Annotated in this window: 27 protein-coding genes; 26 read left to right on the top strand and 1 reads right to left on the bottom strand. The window is 58.4% G+C overall.

Annotation, left to right across the window (positions count from 1 at the left end):
• The 14 genes from ACU0FH_RS12295 to ACU0FH_RS12230 form a co-directional block, all read left to right on the top strand.
• Nucleotides 1–169 (top strand): EF-Tu C-terminal domain-related protein (locus tag ACU0FH_RS12295; RefSeq protein ID WP_446194876.1); only part of this gene is annotated, 169 nt, incomplete at its 5' end.
• A 188-nt stretch (nt 170–357) separates the two neighbouring features.
• Complete coding sequence (gene rpsJ, locus ACU0FH_RS12290) at nt 358–672, top strand: 30S ribosomal protein S10 (protein ID WP_008756422.1); 315 nt, start codon at nt 358–360, stop codon at nt 670–672.
• A gap of 18 nt (nt 673–690) precedes the next feature.
• On the top strand, nt 691–1,557 hold the full coding sequence (gene rplC / locus ACU0FH_RS12285) for a 50S ribosomal protein L3 (protein ID WP_446194875.1): 867 nt from the start codon (nt 691–693) through the stop codon (nt 1,555–1,557).
• Entirely contained in the window at nt 1,554–2,171 is a 618-nt protein-coding gene (rplD, locus tag ACU0FH_RS12280) for a 50S ribosomal protein L4 (RefSeq protein WP_088635281.1), read from the top strand. The genes rplC and rplD overlap by 4 nt, the downstream gene beginning before the upstream one ends.
• The gene (locus ACU0FH_RS12275; RefSeq protein WP_446194873.1) at nt 2,168–2,464 is read left to right on the top strand and encodes a 50S ribosomal protein L23; all 297 of its coding nucleotides are present in this window, start codon (nt 2,168–2,170) and stop codon (nt 2,462–2,464) included. The genes rplD and ACU0FH_RS12275 overlap by 4 nt, the downstream gene beginning before the upstream one ends.
• 155 nt (nt 2,465–2,619) lie before the next feature.
• Nucleotides 2,620–3,156, top strand: coding sequence for a hypothetical protein (locus ACU0FH_RS12270; protein ID WP_446194872.1), 537 nt, complete (start codon nt 2,620–2,622; stop codon nt 3,154–3,156).
• Between the two features lie 8 nt (nt 3,157–3,164).
• A complete protein-coding gene (locus tag ACU0FH_RS12265) occupies nt 3,165–3,518 on the top strand; it encodes a hypothetical protein (RefSeq protein WP_446194871.1) in 354 nt (117 codons plus the stop codon).
• Between the two features lie 267 nt (nt 3,519–3,785).
• Complete coding sequence (rplB, locus tag ACU0FH_RS12260; protein ID WP_088635284.1) at nt 3,786–4,628, top strand: 50S ribosomal protein L2; 843 nt, start codon at nt 3,786–3,788, stop codon at nt 4,626–4,628.
• Nucleotides 4,629–4,631: 3 nt separating this feature from the next.
• The gene (rpsS, locus tag ACU0FH_RS12255) at nt 4,632–4,910 is read left to right on the top strand and encodes a 30S ribosomal protein S19 (RefSeq protein ID WP_238373050.1); all 279 of its coding nucleotides are present in this window, start codon (nt 4,632–4,634) and stop codon (nt 4,908–4,910) included.
• A 3-nt stretch (nt 4,911–4,913) separates the two neighbouring features.
• A complete protein-coding gene (gene rplV / locus ACU0FH_RS12250) occupies nt 4,914–5,294 on the top strand; it encodes a 50S ribosomal protein L22 (RefSeq protein WP_088635286.1) in 381 nt (126 codons plus the stop codon).
• Nucleotides 5,294–6,001 carry a 30S ribosomal protein S3 gene (gene rpsC, locus ACU0FH_RS12245; protein ID WP_088635287.1) on the top strand — a complete coding sequence of 236 codons (708 nt, stop codon included), beginning with the start codon at nt 5,294–5,296 and terminating at the stop codon, nt 5,999–6,001. Before rplV ends, rpsC begins: the two co-directional genes overlap by 1 nt.
• A 12-nt stretch (nt 6,002–6,013) precedes the next feature.
• The gene (gene rplP, locus ACU0FH_RS12240; RefSeq protein ID WP_238373049.1) at nt 6,014–6,427 is read left to right on the top strand and encodes a 50S ribosomal protein L16; all 414 of its coding nucleotides are present in this window, start codon (nt 6,014–6,016) and stop codon (nt 6,425–6,427) included.
• Nucleotides 6,428–6,696: 269 nt separating this feature from the next.
• On the top strand, nt 6,697–7,215 hold the full coding sequence (locus ACU0FH_RS12235; RefSeq protein ID WP_446194869.1) for a DUF421 domain-containing protein: 519 nt from the start codon (nt 6,697–6,699) through the stop codon (nt 7,213–7,215).
• A gap of 302 nt (nt 7,216–7,517) precedes the next feature.
• Nucleotides 7,518–8,402: a DMT family transporter gene (locus ACU0FH_RS12230; RefSeq protein ID WP_238373047.1), complete on the top strand. Its 885-nt coding sequence runs from the start codon at nt 7,518–7,520 to the stop codon at nt 8,400–8,402.
• Here the strand turns inward: ACU0FH_RS12230 and ACU0FH_RS12225 are convergent.
• A complete protein-coding gene (locus ACU0FH_RS12225; RefSeq protein WP_446194868.1) occupies nt 8,383–9,003 on the bottom strand; it encodes a 2OG-Fe(II) oxygenase family protein in 621 nt (206 codons plus the stop codon). The two genes, ACU0FH_RS12230 and ACU0FH_RS12225, sit on opposite strands and share 20 nt — an antisense overlap.
• A gap of 226 nt (nt 9,004–9,229) precedes the next feature.
• Here ACU0FH_RS12225 and rpmC point away from each other — a divergent pair, with 226 nt between their 5' ends.
• The 12 genes from rpmC (at nt 9,230) to ACU0FH_RS12165 (ending at nt 13,986) form a co-directional block, all read left to right on the top strand.
• Nucleotides 9,230–9,436: a 50S ribosomal protein L29 gene (gene rpmC, locus ACU0FH_RS12220; RefSeq protein ID WP_238373045.1), complete on the top strand. Its 207-nt coding sequence runs from the start codon at nt 9,230–9,232 to the stop codon at nt 9,434–9,436.
• Between the two features lie 11 nt (nt 9,437–9,447).
• On the top strand, nt 9,448–9,678 hold the full coding sequence (rpsQ, locus tag ACU0FH_RS12215) for a 30S ribosomal protein S17 (RefSeq protein WP_088635292.1): 231 nt from the start codon (nt 9,448–9,450) through the stop codon (nt 9,676–9,678).
• An 81-nt stretch (nt 9,679–9,759) separates the two neighbouring features.
• On the top strand, nt 9,760–10,128 hold the full coding sequence (gene rplN / locus ACU0FH_RS12210) for a 50S ribosomal protein L14 (RefSeq protein ID WP_088635293.1): 369 nt from the start codon (nt 9,760–9,762) through the stop codon (nt 10,126–10,128).
• Entirely contained in the window at nt 10,128–10,439 is a 312-nt protein-coding gene (gene rplX, locus ACU0FH_RS12205) for a 50S ribosomal protein L24 (RefSeq protein ID WP_446194867.1), read from the top strand. The genes rplN and rplX overlap by 1 nt, the downstream gene beginning before the upstream one ends.
• Entirely contained in the window at nt 10,432–10,995 is a 564-nt protein-coding gene (gene rplE, locus ACU0FH_RS12200; protein WP_088635295.1) for a 50S ribosomal protein L5, read from the top strand. Before rplX ends, rplE begins: the two co-directional genes overlap by 8 nt.
• A gap of 18 nt (nt 10,996–11,013) precedes the next feature.
• Complete coding sequence (gene rpsN, locus ACU0FH_RS12195) at nt 11,014–11,319, top strand: 30S ribosomal protein S14 (RefSeq protein ID WP_238373043.1); 306 nt, start codon at nt 11,014–11,016, stop codon at nt 11,317–11,319.
• Nucleotides 11,320–11,332: 13 nt separating this feature from the next.
• Nucleotides 11,333–11,725, top strand: a complete 393-nt coding sequence (rpsH, locus tag ACU0FH_RS12190) for a 30S ribosomal protein S8 (RefSeq protein WP_238373042.1) — start codon at nt 11,333–11,335, stop codon at nt 11,723–11,725.
• A 10-nt stretch (nt 11,726–11,735) separates the two neighbouring features.
• Nucleotides 11,736–12,269: a 50S ribosomal protein L6 gene (gene rplF, locus ACU0FH_RS12185; RefSeq protein ID WP_238373041.1), complete on the top strand. Its 534-nt coding sequence runs from the start codon at nt 11,736–11,738 to the stop codon at nt 12,267–12,269.
• Between the two features lie 11 nt (nt 12,270–12,280).
• Entirely contained in the window at nt 12,281–12,640 is a 360-nt protein-coding gene (gene rplR, locus ACU0FH_RS12180; protein ID WP_088635299.1) for a 50S ribosomal protein L18, read from the top strand.
• Between the two features lie 119 nt (nt 12,641–12,759).
• Nucleotides 12,760–13,341 carry a 30S ribosomal protein S5 gene (rpsE, locus tag ACU0FH_RS12175; protein ID WP_088635300.1) on the top strand — a complete coding sequence of 194 codons (582 nt, stop codon included), beginning with the start codon at nt 12,760–12,762 and terminating at the stop codon, nt 13,339–13,341.
• A 5-nt stretch (nt 13,342–13,346) separates the two neighbouring features.
• Nucleotides 13,347–13,535, top strand: coding sequence for a 50S ribosomal protein L30 (gene rpmD, locus ACU0FH_RS12170; RefSeq protein WP_088635301.1), 189 nt, complete (start codon nt 13,347–13,349; stop codon nt 13,533–13,535).
• Between the two features lie 235 nt (nt 13,536–13,770).
• Nucleotides 13,771–13,986, top strand: coding sequence for a DUF1127 domain-containing protein (locus tag ACU0FH_RS12165; RefSeq protein ID WP_446194865.1), 216 nt, complete (start codon nt 13,771–13,773; stop codon nt 13,984–13,986).
• Nucleotides 13,987–14,170 lie beyond the last annotated feature (184 nt).

Raw genomic sequence — 14,170 nt, 5'->3', positions numbered from 1 at the left:
CGGCACGGTTACGCTGGCGGAAGGCACCGAGATGGTGATGCCGGGCGACAACGTCTCCTTCGGCGTCGAGCTGATCGCACCGATCGCGATGGAGCAGGGCCTCCGCTTCGCCATCCGCGAAGGCGGCCGCACGGTTGGCGCCGGCGTGGTGTCGAAAATCGTCGAGTAAATCGGCAGGGCTTTCGCAAGGAAGCGCAAAAATGGGAAATGTCGGCTTGAAAGCCAGGCCGGCCTTTTCCATCTGCTGAATTTCGGGCGGTGACGCCCGGACCCAAAAATTGGTTCGATGAGGGGCGGCGGTGGTCGTCGTTCCTCCTCTCAACTTGAAAAGCCCTTGAAGGGGATTGCTAAATGGCCATCCAAAGCCAAAACATCCGCATTCGGCTCAAGGCGTTTGACTATCGTGTGCTGGACGCGTCCACACAAGAGATTGTCAACACCGCCAAGCGGACCGGCGCCAATGTGCGCGGGCCCATTCCGCTGCCGAACAAGATCGAGAAATTCACCGTTCTGCGTGGCCCCCACGTAGACAAGAAATCCCGTGACCAGTTCGAAATCCGCACGCACAAGCGTCTGCTGGATATCGTCGATCCGACCCCCCAGACCGTGGACGCGCTGATGAAGCTCGACCTCGCCGCTGGCGTGGATGTCGAGATCAAGCTGCAATCGTAAGCGAGGAGGGCAAGAAACATGTTGCGCTCTGGTATTATCGCAAAAAAAGTCGGCATGACCCGGTTGTTCATGGAAGACGGCAAGCAGATCCCTGTGACCGTTCTTCAACTGGACAAACTTCAGGTCGTCGCCCAGCGTACCGCTGACAAGGATGGCTACACCGCCGTTCAGCTTGGCGCAGGTACGTCGAAAGCCAAGCGGGTTTCGCAGGCGATGCGCGGTCACTTTGCCGCCGCCAAGGTTGAACCCAAGCGGAAAGTCGCGGAATTCCGCGTCGATCCCGACAACCTGATCAACGTCGGTGAGGAAATCACGGCTGACCATTACTTTGCAGGTCAGTACGTCGATGTCGCCGGCACCTCGATCGGTAAAGGTTTCGCCGGTGCCATGAAGCGGCACAACTTCGGCGGTCTGCGGGCCTCGCACGGTGTGTCGATTTCGCACCGTTCGCACGGTTCCACCGGTCAGTGTCAGGATCCGGGCAAGGTCTTCAAAGGCAAGAAGATGGCCGGTCACATGGGCGCCGTGCGCGTCACCACGCAGAACCTCGAAGTCGTGAAAACCGACGCCGAGCGTGGTCTGATCATGGTCAAGGGCGCCGTGCCGGGTTCCAAGGGTGGCTGGGTCACCGTCAAGGACGCGGTCAAGAAGCCGTTCCCCGAGAACGCCATTCTGCCCGCCGCGCTGAAGTCCGCCGCTGAAGAAGCCGCGAAAGCAGCTGAAGAAGCCGCCGCAGCCGCAGCAGCCGAGGCGGAAGCCGAAGCCAAGCGTCTGGCCGAAGAGCAAGCCGCAGCAGAAGCCGAGGCGCTGAAAGCAGCCGAAGCCGACATCGAAGCCGATAAGGCAGAAGATGGCGCGGCCGAGAAGAAGGAAGGCGAAGAATGAAACTCGACGTCATCAAACTGGACGGCGGCGCCGCCGGCAGCGTGGACCTGGACGAAGCTCTCTTCGGCCTGGAACCGCGTGCCGACATCCTGCACCGTGTGGTCCGCTGGCAGCGCAACAACGCGCAGCAGGGCACCCACAAGGTCAAGACCCGCTCGGAAACCAGCTATTCGACCAAGAAGATCTATCGCCAGAAGGGGACCGGCGGCGCTCGCCACGGTGACCGTAACGCGCCGATCTTCCGTAAAGGTGGTATCTACAAGGGCCCGACCCCGCGCAGCCATGGGCATGACCTGCCCAAGAAGTTCCGCAAGCTGGGCCTGCGTCACGCACTGAGCGCCAAGGCGAAAGCCGGCGAGCTGGTCGTGATCGAATCCGCCGAAGCCGAAGGCAAGACCGGTGCACTGGCCAAGCAGATCGCCAGCCTCGGCTGGAAGCGCGCGCTGATCATCGACGGCGCGTCGGTCAACGAAGGTTTCGCCAAGGCGGCCCGCAACATCGAAGGTCTGGACATCCTGCCGACGATGGGCGCCAACGTATATGACATCCTCAAGCGTGACACGCTCGTGATCACCAAGGCGGGTGTCGAAGCACTGGAGGCTCGACTGAAATGAGTGCCAAGGCAGAACATTACGACGTGATCCGCAAGCCGGTCATCACCGAGAAAGCAACCATGGCGTCCGACGCCAACGCGGTTGTCTTCGAAGTGTCGATCGACAGCAACAAGCCGCAGATCAAAGAGGCCGTCGAGGCTCTCTTTGGTGTCAAGGTGAAGGCCGTCAACACGACCATCACCAAAGGCAAGGCCAAGCGTTTCCGCGGCCAGATGGGCCGCCGGAAAGACGTCAAGAAAGCCTACGTGACCCTCGAAGAGGGCAACACGATCGACGTGACCACCGGTCTCTGATCGTGAGGGCAGGGGAGACCCTGCCGAACGTTAGAAATGAGAAAGCCCCTCGCCGGATGGCGGGGGGCTTTTTTGTTGAACGATGATGTTCTATTGCGCTTCCGTATTGTTGCCAATACTAAAGGACCGTATTTGAACGAAAGTGTACAGCTTCCATGATAATTGCAATTTTTGTTATCGGCATATCGCTCGTGCTTTTGGTAACCGGTTGTGTTTTTGCTCCTAGTTTCTTCTTTGGTGATCTTGCCAAGGATATTTGGTCGTTCGTTGGGGTTTTCCTGAGCTATATGGGCGCTTTTTTTTCTACATACGCTCTTCTTGAGGTTCGGGCGCTTGGCAAAAAGTATTTTGCGAAGCAAAGGCTGCCTGAGCTGAAAAAAGAATTATCAGAAATAACCCGAAAACTTGATTCTCTGAAGGAGAGGACATTGAAAGACATATTGGGTGAGGGGTTTGCAGGGACCATAAGAGTCATTTTGAAGCAGCTGGAAAAGACAAGGGCACCTGGATTCACCGAAGTCGTAACGAAAACGAAGAACTACTGCAGTTCGGTGGAAAGTGCCGTCGCGGCTGCTCCAGATCAATCTGTACTACTCAGAGACGTCGAAAATTTTTGGCTATTATATACCGCATTGACCGAGTTGATTGATGAGATAAATGCCTATGAGAAAGAAGCGAGGGCAAGTTTATGATCTACTCAATGCAGGACTGGCGGAAGGCTATCACAAACTTGATGCAAAAGACTTCAACTGGGGACCTGAATTGGTCTTTCTCACAAATATTCATTGCAGACGCAGGGGATATTGTCGAACGTTCATTCGAAGCGAAGTTAAAAGAAAAAGTCTATGTTGTATCGAAGGTGCGTACTAAATATTATATTGATGAAGACGAATTTGTTTGGAATTTCTATTTTGATTTGAGTATTTTTGACGACTCGTTTGAACCGCGAAGGATTGCTTCAGCGCCTCCAGAACTAAGTATACTTTCAAATCTTTTTAGGGTCGTGGAAGATAGCTTCGCATTCAAGAACGATGCGCTTGGCGATTTGCTCTGATCTGCAAGAGCATGACAACTTTTGCTCAATTAAAGCCACCCCTTGCCACCCTCACCCATCCCTGCTAGACGCACCCAATCACGCGGCCCCGGGATTCGTTCCGGGGTCTCGTGCTTATTGAACCTGGGGACCTTCGGGGCCCTGTAACATAGGGTAGTCTGTCAGCGGCGGCCAATTCCAATCGTCCGGCAAGTACCCAATACATAGCTGCCCTACGTCCCCGCGCGGGAAACGACGGCAGCGTTTGCTAAACGGAAGACAGAAAGCATGGCACTCAAGTCGTATAAGCCGACGACGCCGGGCCAGCGCGGGCTGGTGCTGATCGACCGTTCGGAGCTGTGGAAAGGACGCCCCGTCAAATCCCTCACCGAGGGTCTGACGAAGTCGGGCGGCCGGAACAACACCGGACGTATTACGTCGCGTCGCCGCGGTGGTGGGGCAAAGCGCCTCTATCGCGTTGTAGATTTCAAGCGGAACAAGTTCGACGTATCGGCCGTCGTTGCACGGATCGAATATGACCCGAACCGGACCGCGTTCATTGCCCTGATCCAGTACGAAGACGGCGAGCAGGCCTATATCCTCGCGCCGCAGCGTCTGGCAGTCGGCGACAAAGTCGTCGCGGGCACCAAGGTCGACATCAAGCCGGGTAACGCGATGCCGTTCTCGGGCATGCCGATCGGTACCATCGTGCACAACATCGAGATGAAGCCCGGCAAGGGTGGTCAGATCGCACGCGCCGCGGGCACCTATGCTCAGTTCGTCGGCCGTGACGGTGGCTACGCCCAGATCCGCCTCTCCTCGGGCGAGCTGCGCATGGTCCGCCAGGAATGCATGGCAACTGTCGGTGCGGTTTCGAACCCCGACAACAGCAACCAGAACTACGGTAAAGCCGGCCGCATGCGCCACAAGGGCATCCGCCCCTCTGTGCGTGGTGTCGTGATGAACCCGATCGACCACCCTCACGGTGGTGGTGAAGGCCGTACCTCTGGTGGTCGTCACCCGGTTACCCCTTGGGGCAAACCGACCAAAGGTGCCAAGACCCGGAACAAGAACAAAGCGTCCAGCAAGCTGATCATCCGCTCGCGGCACGCCAAGAAGAAAGGGCGCTAAGACATGTCTCGCTCTGTTTGGAAAGGTCCTTTTGTCGACGCTTACGTGTTGAAAAAGGCCGAGGCGGCCCGCGAAGGCAGCCGTCACGAAGTCATCAAGATCTGGTCGCGCCGCTCGACGATCCTGCCCCAGTTTGTGGGCCTGACGTTTGGCGTCTACAACGGCAAGAAACACGTTCCTGTCAACGTCACGGAAGACATGATTGGTCAGAAGTTCGGTGAGTATTCGCCGACCCGGACCTATTACGGTCACGCCGCTGACAAAAAAGCGAAGCGGAAATAAGCCATGAGCAAGGACAAGAATCCCCGCCGCGTGGCCGATAACGAAGCAATGGCAAAACTGCGTATGCTCCGTACGTCCCCGCAAAAGCTGAACCTGGTCGCCGCGATGATCCGTGGCAAGAAAGTCGATCGCGCCCTGACCGATCTGACCTTCTCGAAAAAGCGGATCGCCGAGGATGTGCGCAAGTGCCTGCAGTCCGCCATCGCGAACGCCGAAAACAACCACAACCTGGACGTGGACGAGCTGATCGTCGCCGAAGCCTATGTTGGCAAGAACATGACCATGAAGCGCGGTCGCCCGCGTGCCCGTGGCCGGTTCGGCAAGATCGTCAAGCCGTTTTCCGAGATCACCATCAAGGTGCGTCAAGTTGAGGAGCAAGCCTAATGGGTAACAAAGTCAATCCGATTGGCATGCGCCTTCAGGTCAACCGCACCTGGGACAGCCGCTGGTATGCCGACACGAAAGATTACGGCGATCTTCTGCTCGAAGACCTGAAGATCCGTGATTTCATCAAGGATGAATGCAAGCAGGCCGGTATCGCCCGCGTGATCATCGAACGTCCGCACAAGAAGTGCCGCGTCACGATCCACACGGCCCGTCCGGGTGTCATCATTGGCAAGAAAGGCGCAGACATCGAAACGCTGCGCAAGAAGATCGCCAACATGACCGACAGCGAGCTTCACCTGAACATCGTCGAAGTGCGCAAGCCGGAACTCGACGCCGCGCTGGTGGGTGAATCCATCGCGCAGCAGCTCGAGCGTCGTGTGTCCTTCCGTCGCGCGATGAAGCGTGCGGTGCAGAACGCGATGCGCATGGGCGCCCTCGGCATCCGTGTGAACCTCGCCGGTCGTCTCGGCGGTGCGGAAATCGCGCGTACCGAATGGTACCGTGAAGGCCGCGTGCCGCTGCACACCCTGCGTGCGGACATCGATTACGCTCACGTCGAGGCGCAAACCGCCTACGGGATCATCGGGATCAAGACCTGGATCTTCAAAGGCGAGATCATGGAACATGATCCCTCCGCGCGTGAACGTAAGGCACAGGAACTCCAGGACGGTCCGGCCCCGCGTGGCGCCGGTGGCCGCCGCTAAGGAGAAAGAAAGATGCTTCAACCTAAGCGTACAAAATACCGCAAGCAGCACAAAGGCCGCATCAGCGGTCTCGCCAAGGGCGGTTCTGACCTCAACTTCGGAACGTTCGGCCTCAAGGCCCTCCAGCCCGAGCGTGTGACGGCACGTCAGATCGAAGCGGCACGCCGCGCGATGACCCGCCACATGAAACGTCAGGGCCGTGTCTGGATCCGGATCTTCCCGGATACCCCGGTGACCTCCAAGCCGACCGAAGTGCGGATGGGTAAAGGTAAGGGCTCCGTCGATTACTGGGCATGCAAGGTCAAGCCCGGTCGCGTGATGTTCGAACTGGACGGCGTAAACGAAGAAATCGCCCGCGAAGCCCTGCGCCTCGCCGCGATGAAGCTGCCGATCAAGACTCGCGTCGTCGTTCGCGAAGACTGGTAAGCGGTCCGGAGGCAACTCCGATCAGAAACAGGAAACCCCCGTCGTGCAAACGGCGGGGGTTTTGTTTTGTGCTTTCCTCAATGCGCCCGGGGACGGTGAACAAAAAATGCTTTGGTGCGTTCATTCCCTACAGGTCGAATTTGGCGCGAAGCCACGGCCTGACACATGGGGAATTGTGCCAATCGAAAACGTGATCGAAACATCCGCGCGCTTGCGCGGCAACTGGCTGCCCGTCAGCATCCTGAGAGTCGTAAAGCAGGAGCCCCGCCATGTTCTTTGATCAACCGTTTGCAGATAGCCTTGCCTCCGGTGTCATCCTCGCTACGATCGGCGTCTTCTGGGTTATCTTCGTCGTCCGGGTGGTTGGCCTGCGCGCCTTTTCCAAGATGACGGCTTTTGATTTCGTGGTCACGGTGGCCATCGGCTCGCTTTTGGCAGGGGCAAGTCAATCCTCCGAGTGGCCCGCATTTGTTCAATCGCTGGGCGCCATCGCCGCTCTCTTGGGTGTCCAGTATATAATGGCCAGGTTGCGCATTGCCTCGGACACCCTCGAAACCGTGGTCCAGAATGCGCCCGTCCTGCTGATGCGAGATGGTGAAATCTTTGACGATGCGCTGCGCGCGACACGGGTGGCCAAGGATGATCTGGTCGCCAAACTGCGCGAGGCCAATGTGCTCGATTATTCCGAAGTCCGGGCCGTGGTGCTTGAGACAACCGGAGATATCTCTGTCCTCCACGGACCGACCTTGCAGGAAAGCCTTCTCGATGGAACGCGACGCGTCCAATAGCCCCGGTCAGGTCACATGCAAAAGGCGCGCGGACGGACGGCATTTCATGCTAATAACTAGACGGGAATCGGCCAGACCCGGATTTATTACATGAAGAGGCGCGCAGGACGGGACAATTGGCCACCGTCGTTTCAGCGCCTTGATTTTCATCCGTCGAGCGCTTTGGGCGTTCATATTTAAAGCGAAGTTCTGACCGTTGCCTGAGAAGCAAACACTTGGTGTGGCAATCGTTTTATTCGGTAAGCAATTGTTGACACTCGAGCGTCCTTCTCGGCAACTTCAGATAGAAACAGGGGTAAGTGATGAGATTAGTCGGCGTTCTGGCCGTCGTTCTGGCGGCAGTTCTTTGGGGAACAACTGGCACGGTGCAAAGCCTGCTGCCCGAGGGTCGCGATCCCCTTGCCGTCGGCGCGCTGAGGCTTCTCGTCGGGTCAATCGCCCTTCTTGCCATCGCCTACGCCCAGAAATACGACATCACCAAGATGCCCGATCTGCCTTGGCCGGGGATCGTCTTTGCCGGCATCGCCATCGGCTTTTATAACCTTCTGTTCTTCTGGGGGGTGACTCTCGCCGGCGTCGGCGTCGGCACGGCTGTAACCATCGGCAGCGCACCGGTATTCGCCACGCTTTATGAATCGCTGCAAAGCAACCGGACACCGAACCGGATGCGCGTTTTCGGGCAGGGGATCTCGATCACCGGGGTCGCCATGCTCTCGACGCTCGGCAGCGGCGACCGGCCCTATCTTGGCATCGTGATCGCGCTGTTGGCCGGGGCCTGCTATGCGGCCTATTCGCTTGCCACCAGCCGGATCAGCGACAAGGCTCCGACGACCGTCATTGCGGCCAGCACCTTCAGCATCGCCGCTTTGGTAACACTGCCGATCCTCGCCTTCGTGCCACTTGGCTGGGCATTGGATGGCAGCGCGCTGATGGGCATCGCCTTCCTTGGCGTCGCCGCCACCGGTCTTGCCTATGCCTTCTATACCTGGGGTCTGAACTACGTGACCGCCTCGACCGCCGTGACCCTTGCCCTGATGGAGCCGGTCACCGCATGGGTGCTGGCGATCTATATCGTGGGCGAACCGGTCACCTATGAAAGCATGATCGGTGCGGGTCTTGTCCTTGCCGGGCTGGTGACGGTCACCCTGATCCCGGCACGGCGCAAGGTCAGTCCCATCGGTAGTTAAAGCTGACGCTGATCCGCTCGTCCTCCGAGCGGTTCATCGGCACCTCGTGACGCAGCCAGCTTTCCCAAAGCAAGACTTCGCCCGGTTCCGGCGCAACATAGATAAAGCTGCGCAATTCGCGGCGCGCATCCTTGCGGCGGGGCGGGGCGGCCATCATCATCGCATGGCGCGGGTCTTCAAATTTGATCGCGCTCGCATCCTCGGGCATCGTCACATAGGTCGTACCGCTGATGACGCTGTGCGGATGGATATGCGATCCATGGCTCCCATCCGGCGCAAGGATATTGATCCAGAGATCGTCCAGCACCAGCTTGCGCCCGTCGAGATCGAATTCGAGATCTTCGAGAAAGGCCGACACATGTTGATCCAGCGCCTTGGTCAGATCCTTGAAGATCGGGAACCGCCAGCCAAGATCGGTCAGCGAGGCATAGCTCGTATAACCGGGATAGCCGTTCTCTTCGCACCAGTCCTGCCCCGCTTCATCATCCTCGGCGATGGACCAGCAAGAGCCTTCCAGCTCGTCGCGGTCGATGGCAGGACCGAACTCCGACAGGGCGGCGCGGTAAAGGCGGGTGGCGAAAAGCGACTCGATCTGTGACATGGGGCTGTGATAGCGCAGGGTCACAGCCAAGGCGAGAGGGCAAAATCGCCAGTAAATGCGGGTTATTTCGCCGGTTTACCGGCAAATGCCCCGGCGGGGACAGACAGGGGTTGCTTTATGGGCGCCTGGCGTCTAAATGGCCCTCTCATCATGAACTCCACTGGAATCACGGTGACCCTCGCGCAGAGGCAAGGGGCCTGCCAGTGATGTTGAAAGGAAGGGCGACATGAACGCCAAGGAACTGAATGACAAGACTCCGGACCAGCTCCGCGAAGAACTTGCCAACCTGAAAAAAGAAAGCTTCAACCTGCGCTTTCAGCAGGCCACCGGCCAGCTCGAAAACCCGGCGCGGATCCGTGCGGCGCGTCGTAACGCTGCCCGCGTGAAGACCATTCTGAACCAGAAAGCCGCAGCCGCGGCGTCGCAAGAATAAGGAGCCGATAGATGCCCAAACGTATTCTGCAAGGCACCGTCACCAGCGACGCCAACGCACAGACCGTCACCGTTTCGGTCGAACGCCGCTTTACGCACCCGGTTCTCAAAAAGACCATTCGCCGGTCCAAGAAGTACCGCGCGCATGACGAGAAGAACACCTACAAGACGGGCGATACCGTGCGCATCATCGAATGTGCACCCAAGTCCAAAACGAAACGCTGGGAAGTTCTGGAAGCGTAAGCTTCCCGGACTTTTTCAGTTTGAGCGAAACCCTGGGGCAGAGCGAATGAGAGCCTGTCCCCAAAGGTCGGGAGAAACCATATGATCCAGATGCAGACCAATCTGGATGTTGCTGACAACTCCGGCGCACGCCGAGTTCAGTGCATCAAGGTCCTGGGTGGGTCCAAGCGGAAATACGCGGGTGTCGGCGACATCATCGTAGTATCCGTCAAGGAAGCCATTCCGCGCGGTCGTGTTAAAAAGGGCGATGTCCGTAAGGCCGTCGTCGTTCGCACCGCCAAGGAAGTTCGTCGCGAAGATGGCACCGCCATCCGCTTTGACCGCAACGCCGCAGTTATTCTGAACAATAACAACGAACCCGTCGGCACCCGTATCTTCGGGCCGGTTGTTCGTGAGCTGCGCGCCAAGAACTTCATGAAAATCATTTCGCTGGCGCCGGAGGTGCTCTGATGGCCGCTAAACTGAAAAAAGGTGACGAAGTCATCGTGCTTGCTGGCAAGGACAAGGGCAAGAAGGGCACTATCCAGTCCGTCGACCCCAAAGCCGGCAAAGCCGTTGTGGAAGGCATCAACGTTGCCATCCGCGCCACCCGTCAAAGCCAGACCAGCCAGGGCGGTCGTATCCCCAAGCCGATGCCGATCCAGCTCTCGAACCTGTCGCTCGTTGACGCAAACGGCAAGCCGACCCGCGTTGGCTTCAAGATCGAAGGCGACAAGAAAGTGCGCTTTGCCAAAACCACGGGGGACGTGATCGATGCTTGATTCTGAAAACTACACCCCGCGTCTGCGTACGGTCTTCAACGACACCATCAAGGCGGCGATGAAGGAAGAGTTCGGTTACTCGAACGACATGATGATCCCGCGCCTGGACAAGATCGTCCTGAACATCGGCGCTGGCGCCGAAGCTGTTCGCGACACCAAAAAGGTGAAATCGGCTCAGGAAGACCTGACCGCGATCGCCGGTCAGCAGGCCGTCGTCACCAAGGCAAAGAAATCGATCGCCGGTTTCCGCGTCCGTGAAGACATGCCGCTTGGCACCAAGGTGACCCTCCGTGGTGACCGGATGTACGAATTCCTCGATCGCCTGATCACCGTTGCAATGCCCCGTATCCGCGACTTCCGCGGCGTTTCGGGCAAGAGCTTCGATGGTCGCGGCAACTATGCCATGGGCATCAAGGAACATATCGTTTTCCCCGAAATCAACTTCGACAAGGTCGACGAAGTCTGGGGCATGGACGTCATCATCACCACCACGGCAAAGACCGACGCCGAAGCAAAGGCGCTGTTGAAGCATTTCAACATGCCCTTCAATTCGTAAGCGCGGGAAGGATTAGACATGGCTAAGAAAGCAATGATCGAACGCGAAAAGAAGCGCGAACGCCTGGTGGAGAAATACGCCGCCAAGCGCGCCGAGCTGAAAGCGATCGTGAACGACGAAAGCAAACCGATGGAAGAGCGTTTCCGCGCGTCCCTCAAGCTGGCGAAACTGCCGCGCAACAGCTCTGCTGTGCGTCTGCACAACCGCTGCCAGCTGACCGGCCGTCCGCACGCCTACTATCGCAAACTGAAAATCAGCCGTATCGCGCTTCGCGACCTCGGTTCGTCGGGGCAGATCCCCGGCCTCGTGAAATCGAGCTGGTAAGGGAGGGCATAAGATGAACGATCCTATCGCAGATATGCTCACCCGTATCCGGAACTCGCAGCTCCGCGGCAAGTCGACGGTTATGACACCGGCGTCGAAACTGCGCGCTTGGGTTCTGGACGTGCTGAAAGACGAAGGCTACATCCGCGGCTACGAAGAGACGACCGGCAAAGACGGTCATCCGGCGCTGGAAATCAGCCTCAAGTATTACGAAGGCATCCCTGTCATTCGCGAGCTCAAGCGGGTTTCGACCCCGGGCCGCCGCGTTTACATGGGCGTCAAGGACATCCCGCAGGTTCGTCAGGGCCTTGGTGTGTCGATTGTCTCCACACCCAAAGGTGTGATGTCGGATGCAGCCGCACGCGAAGCCAATGTTGGCGGCGAAGTGCTCTGCACCGTATTCTAAGGAGGTCTGAATGTCTCGTATTGGTAAAAAACCGGTCGAGCTCCCCAGCGGCGTAACTGCTTCTGTTTCGGGCCAGACCGTCGAAGTGAAAGGCCCCAAGGGCGCCCGGACCTTCAAGGCAACCGACGATATCGCGATTTCGGTCGAAGATAACGTCATCACCGTGACTCCGCGCGGCAAATCCAAGCGCGCGCGTCAGCAGTGGGGCATGTCCCGCACGATGATCGCCAACCTGGTGACCGGCGTCACCAACGGCTTCAAGCGCGAGCTTGAAATCAACGGTGTTGGTTATCGTGCCCAGATGCAGGGCAATACCCTCAAGCTGAACCTCGGCCTGTCGCATGACGTGGACTTCACGGCGCCTGATGGCGTGACCGTGACCGCGCCCAAGCAGACCGAGATCGTGGTCGAAGGTATCGATGAGCAGCTCGTCGGTCAGGTCGCAGCGAATATCCGCGCCTGGCGTGCTCCCGAGCCCTACAAGGGCAAAGGGATCAAGTACAAGGACGAGTATATCTTCCGCAAGGAAGGCAAGAAGAAGTAAGGACCAGTCAGATGGCAAACAGCAAAAGACAACTGTTTCTGAAGCGCCGCCTGCGCGTCCGGAACAAGCTTCGCAAAGTGAACGCGGGACGTCTTCGTCTTTCCGTTCACCGTTCGAGCAAGAATATCAGCGTCCAGCTGATCGACGATGTGAAAGGTGTCACGCTCGCGTCGGCATCCACGTTGGAAAAAGATCTGGGCGTTGTGGGCAAGAACAACGTGGAAGCGGCCGCCAAGGTCGGTTCCGCAATCGCCGAGCGCGCCAAGAAGGCGGGCGTGGAAGAAGCCTATTTCGACCGCGGCGGTTTCCTCTTTCATGGCAAGGTGAAGGCTCTGGCCGACGCTGCGCGTGAAGGCGGGCTGAAGATCTAAGTGCAGACGGTCCTTCGGGGCCGTCTCGATGATCCGGGAGAGGGGCGCGCTGCGCCCCAATCTCACCAGGATTGAATGCATATGGCGCGCAGGCAGCGGGCCGAATGAAAGGAAGCCTTATGGCAAGAGATGACAACCGTGGCGGTAACCGTCGCAACCAGCGTGAGGAAGCCCCTGAATTCGCGGACCGCCTCGTCGCGATCAACCGCGTGTCCAAGACCGTCAAGGGTGGTAAGCGCTTTGGCTTCGCCGCACTCGTCGTTGTAGGCGATCAGAAAGGCCGTGTCGGCTTTGGCAAAGGCAAGGCGAAAGAGGTCCCCGAGGCCATTCGCAAGGCAACCGAGCAGGCCAAGCGTCAGATGATCCGCGTGCAGCTGCGCGAAGGCCGCACCCTGCACCACGACATGGAAGGCCGTCACGGCGCCGGTAAGGTCGTCATGCGCACCGCTCCGGAAGGTACCGGTATCATCGCCGGTGGTCCGATGCGTGCCGTGTTCGAGATGCTGGGCGTCAAGGACGTCGTGTCCAAGTCGATCGGTTCGCAGAACCCCTATAACATGATCCGCGCCACCATGGACGGTCTGCAGAAAGAAGCGAGCCCGCGCTCGGTTGCGCAGCGTCGTGGCAAGAAAGTGTCCGACATCCTGCCCAAGCGTGATGACGCGCCGCAGGCGTCGGCACAGGTCGCTGAGGAGGCTTGAGAAACATGGCTAAGACCATCGTCGTAAAACAGATCGGTTCGCCGATCCGCCGTCCCGCCAAGCAGCGCCAGACGCTGATCGGGCTGGGCCTGAACAAGATGCACAAGACCCGCGAACTCGAAGACACCCCTGCCGTGCGCGGCATGGTGAACTCGATCCCGCACATGGTCGAAATCATCGAAGAGCGCGACTAAGCCTTTTCGCTTCGTGCAAGTATCTGAACGCCCCCGGAAATCTCCGGGGGCGTTTTTCGTTGTCAGATTGGGGCGCGGGGCAGGGGACATAAACCATGCTGCAGGTGCATAACGGGCCTTCGTTTCTGTCAGTTGTTAGCGCAACCAAATCTCCTTATCTCACGGTCAAGACAATGAACCAAAGCTGACAAGAGCCGCGGAAAACCGTCCCGGCTAGAGACAAGGACAGAGACACATGGCACATGCACTGACCGCCAACACGATCACCTTTCCGATCATCGCCCGCCTGCGCGGCACCATCGAGAACTTCCGTGCTGACCGCGCGCTTCGTCGCGAATACGACGCCACCTGCGCTCAGCTCATGGCGATGAGCGATCGTGATCTGAACGATATAAACATACGCCGCGGCGATATCACCGACATCGTGCGCAAGCACGTCTACGGCGCCTGATCCATCCGAATTGCCCGGCTTCCAACTCCTCCCTCTCTGGAATGCCGGTGCTTCGGGAATGCCCTCGCTCCTAATCTCCTCCCTCAACGGGGCGGGGGCATCTCCCTCCCAAATCAGACAGTATCGCTGACCCATTCATGCAGGACGCGCATAGCGGCCAGACCGAAACGGAAATTGTTAGCCA

This window comes from Heliomarina sp., assembly GCF_052826185.1.
The sequence above is the reverse complement of the archived record's forward strand: the minus strand, read 5'-3'. Positions and strand labels throughout refer to the sequence as shown.

Coding starts and splice junctions, on each gene's coding strand:
- rplB (WP_088635284.1), top strand. CDS start 3,786: ATGGCACTCAAGTCGTATAAGCCGACGACGCCGGGCCAGCGCGGGCTG.
- rplF (WP_238373041.1), top strand. CDS start 11,736: ATGTCTCGTATTGGTAAAAAACCGGTCGAGCTCCCCAGCGGCGTAACT.
- rplX (WP_446194867.1), top strand. CDS start 10,128: ATGGCCGCTAAACTGAAAAAAGGTGACGAAGTCATCGTGCTTGCTGGC.
- ACU0FH_RS12265 (WP_446194871.1), top strand. CDS start 3,165: ATGCAGGACTGGCGGAAGGCTATCACAAACTTGATGCAAAAGACTTCA.
- ACU0FH_RS12270 (WP_446194872.1), top strand. CDS start 2,620: ATGATAATTGCAATTTTTGTTATCGGCATATCGCTCGTGCTTTTGGTA.
- rpsN (WP_238373043.1), top strand. CDS start 11,014: ATGGCTAAGAAAGCAATGATCGAACGCGAAAAGAAGCGCGAACGCCTG.
- rpsC (WP_088635287.1), top strand. CDS start 5,294: ATGGGTAACAAAGTCAATCCGATTGGCATGCGCCTTCAGGTCAACCGC.
- rplC (WP_446194875.1), top strand. CDS start 691: ATGTTGCGCTCTGGTATTATCGCAAAAAAAGTCGGCATGACCCGGTTG.
- rpsQ (WP_088635292.1), top strand. CDS start 9,448: ATGCCCAAACGTATTCTGCAAGGCACCGTCACCAGCGACGCCAACGCA.
- ACU0FH_RS12165 (WP_446194865.1), top strand. CDS start 13,771: ATGGCACATGCACTGACCGCCAACACGATCACCTTTCCGATCATCGCC.
- rpmD (WP_088635301.1), top strand. CDS start 13,347: ATGGCTAAGACCATCGTCGTAAAACAGATCGGTTCGCCGATCCGCCGT.
- rplE (WP_088635295.1), top strand. CDS start 10,432: ATGCTTGATTCTGAAAACTACACCCCGCGTCTGCGTACGGTCTTCAAC.
- rpsH (WP_238373042.1), top strand. CDS start 11,333: ATGAACGATCCTATCGCAGATATGCTCACCCGTATCCGGAACTCGCAG.
- rpsS (WP_238373050.1), top strand. CDS start 4,632: ATGTCTCGCTCTGTTTGGAAAGGTCCTTTTGTCGACGCTTACGTGTTG.
- rplR (WP_088635299.1), top strand. CDS start 12,281: ATGGCAAACAGCAAAAGACAACTGTTTCTGAAGCGCCGCCTGCGCGTC.
- rpmC (WP_238373045.1), top strand. CDS start 9,230: ATGAACGCCAAGGAACTGAATGACAAGACTCCGGACCAGCTCCGCGAA.
- rpsE (WP_088635300.1), top strand. CDS start 12,760: ATGGCAAGAGATGACAACCGTGGCGGTAACCGTCGCAACCAGCGTGAG.
- ACU0FH_RS12230 (WP_238373047.1), top strand. CDS start 7,518: ATGAGATTAGTCGGCGTTCTGGCCGTCGTTCTGGCGGCAGTTCTTTGG.
- rplN (WP_088635293.1), top strand. CDS start 9,760: ATGATCCAGATGCAGACCAATCTGGATGTTGCTGACAACTCCGGCGCA.
- rplD (WP_088635281.1), top strand. CDS start 1,554: ATGAAACTCGACGTCATCAAACTGGACGGCGGCGCCGCCGGCAGCGTG.
- ACU0FH_RS12235 (WP_446194869.1), top strand. CDS start 6,697: ATGTTCTTTGATCAACCGTTTGCAGATAGCCTTGCCTCCGGTGTCATC.
- rplP (WP_238373049.1), top strand. CDS start 6,014: ATGCTTCAACCTAAGCGTACAAAATACCGCAAGCAGCACAAAGGCCGC.
- rplV (WP_088635286.1), top strand. CDS start 4,914: ATGAGCAAGGACAAGAATCCCCGCCGCGTGGCCGATAACGAAGCAATG.
- ACU0FH_RS12275 (WP_446194873.1), top strand. CDS start 2,168: ATGAGTGCCAAGGCAGAACATTACGACGTGATCCGCAAGCCGGTCATC.
- ACU0FH_RS12225 (WP_446194868.1), bottom strand. CDS start 9,003: ATGTCACAGATCGAGTCGCTTTTCGCCACCCGCCTTTACCGCGCCGCC.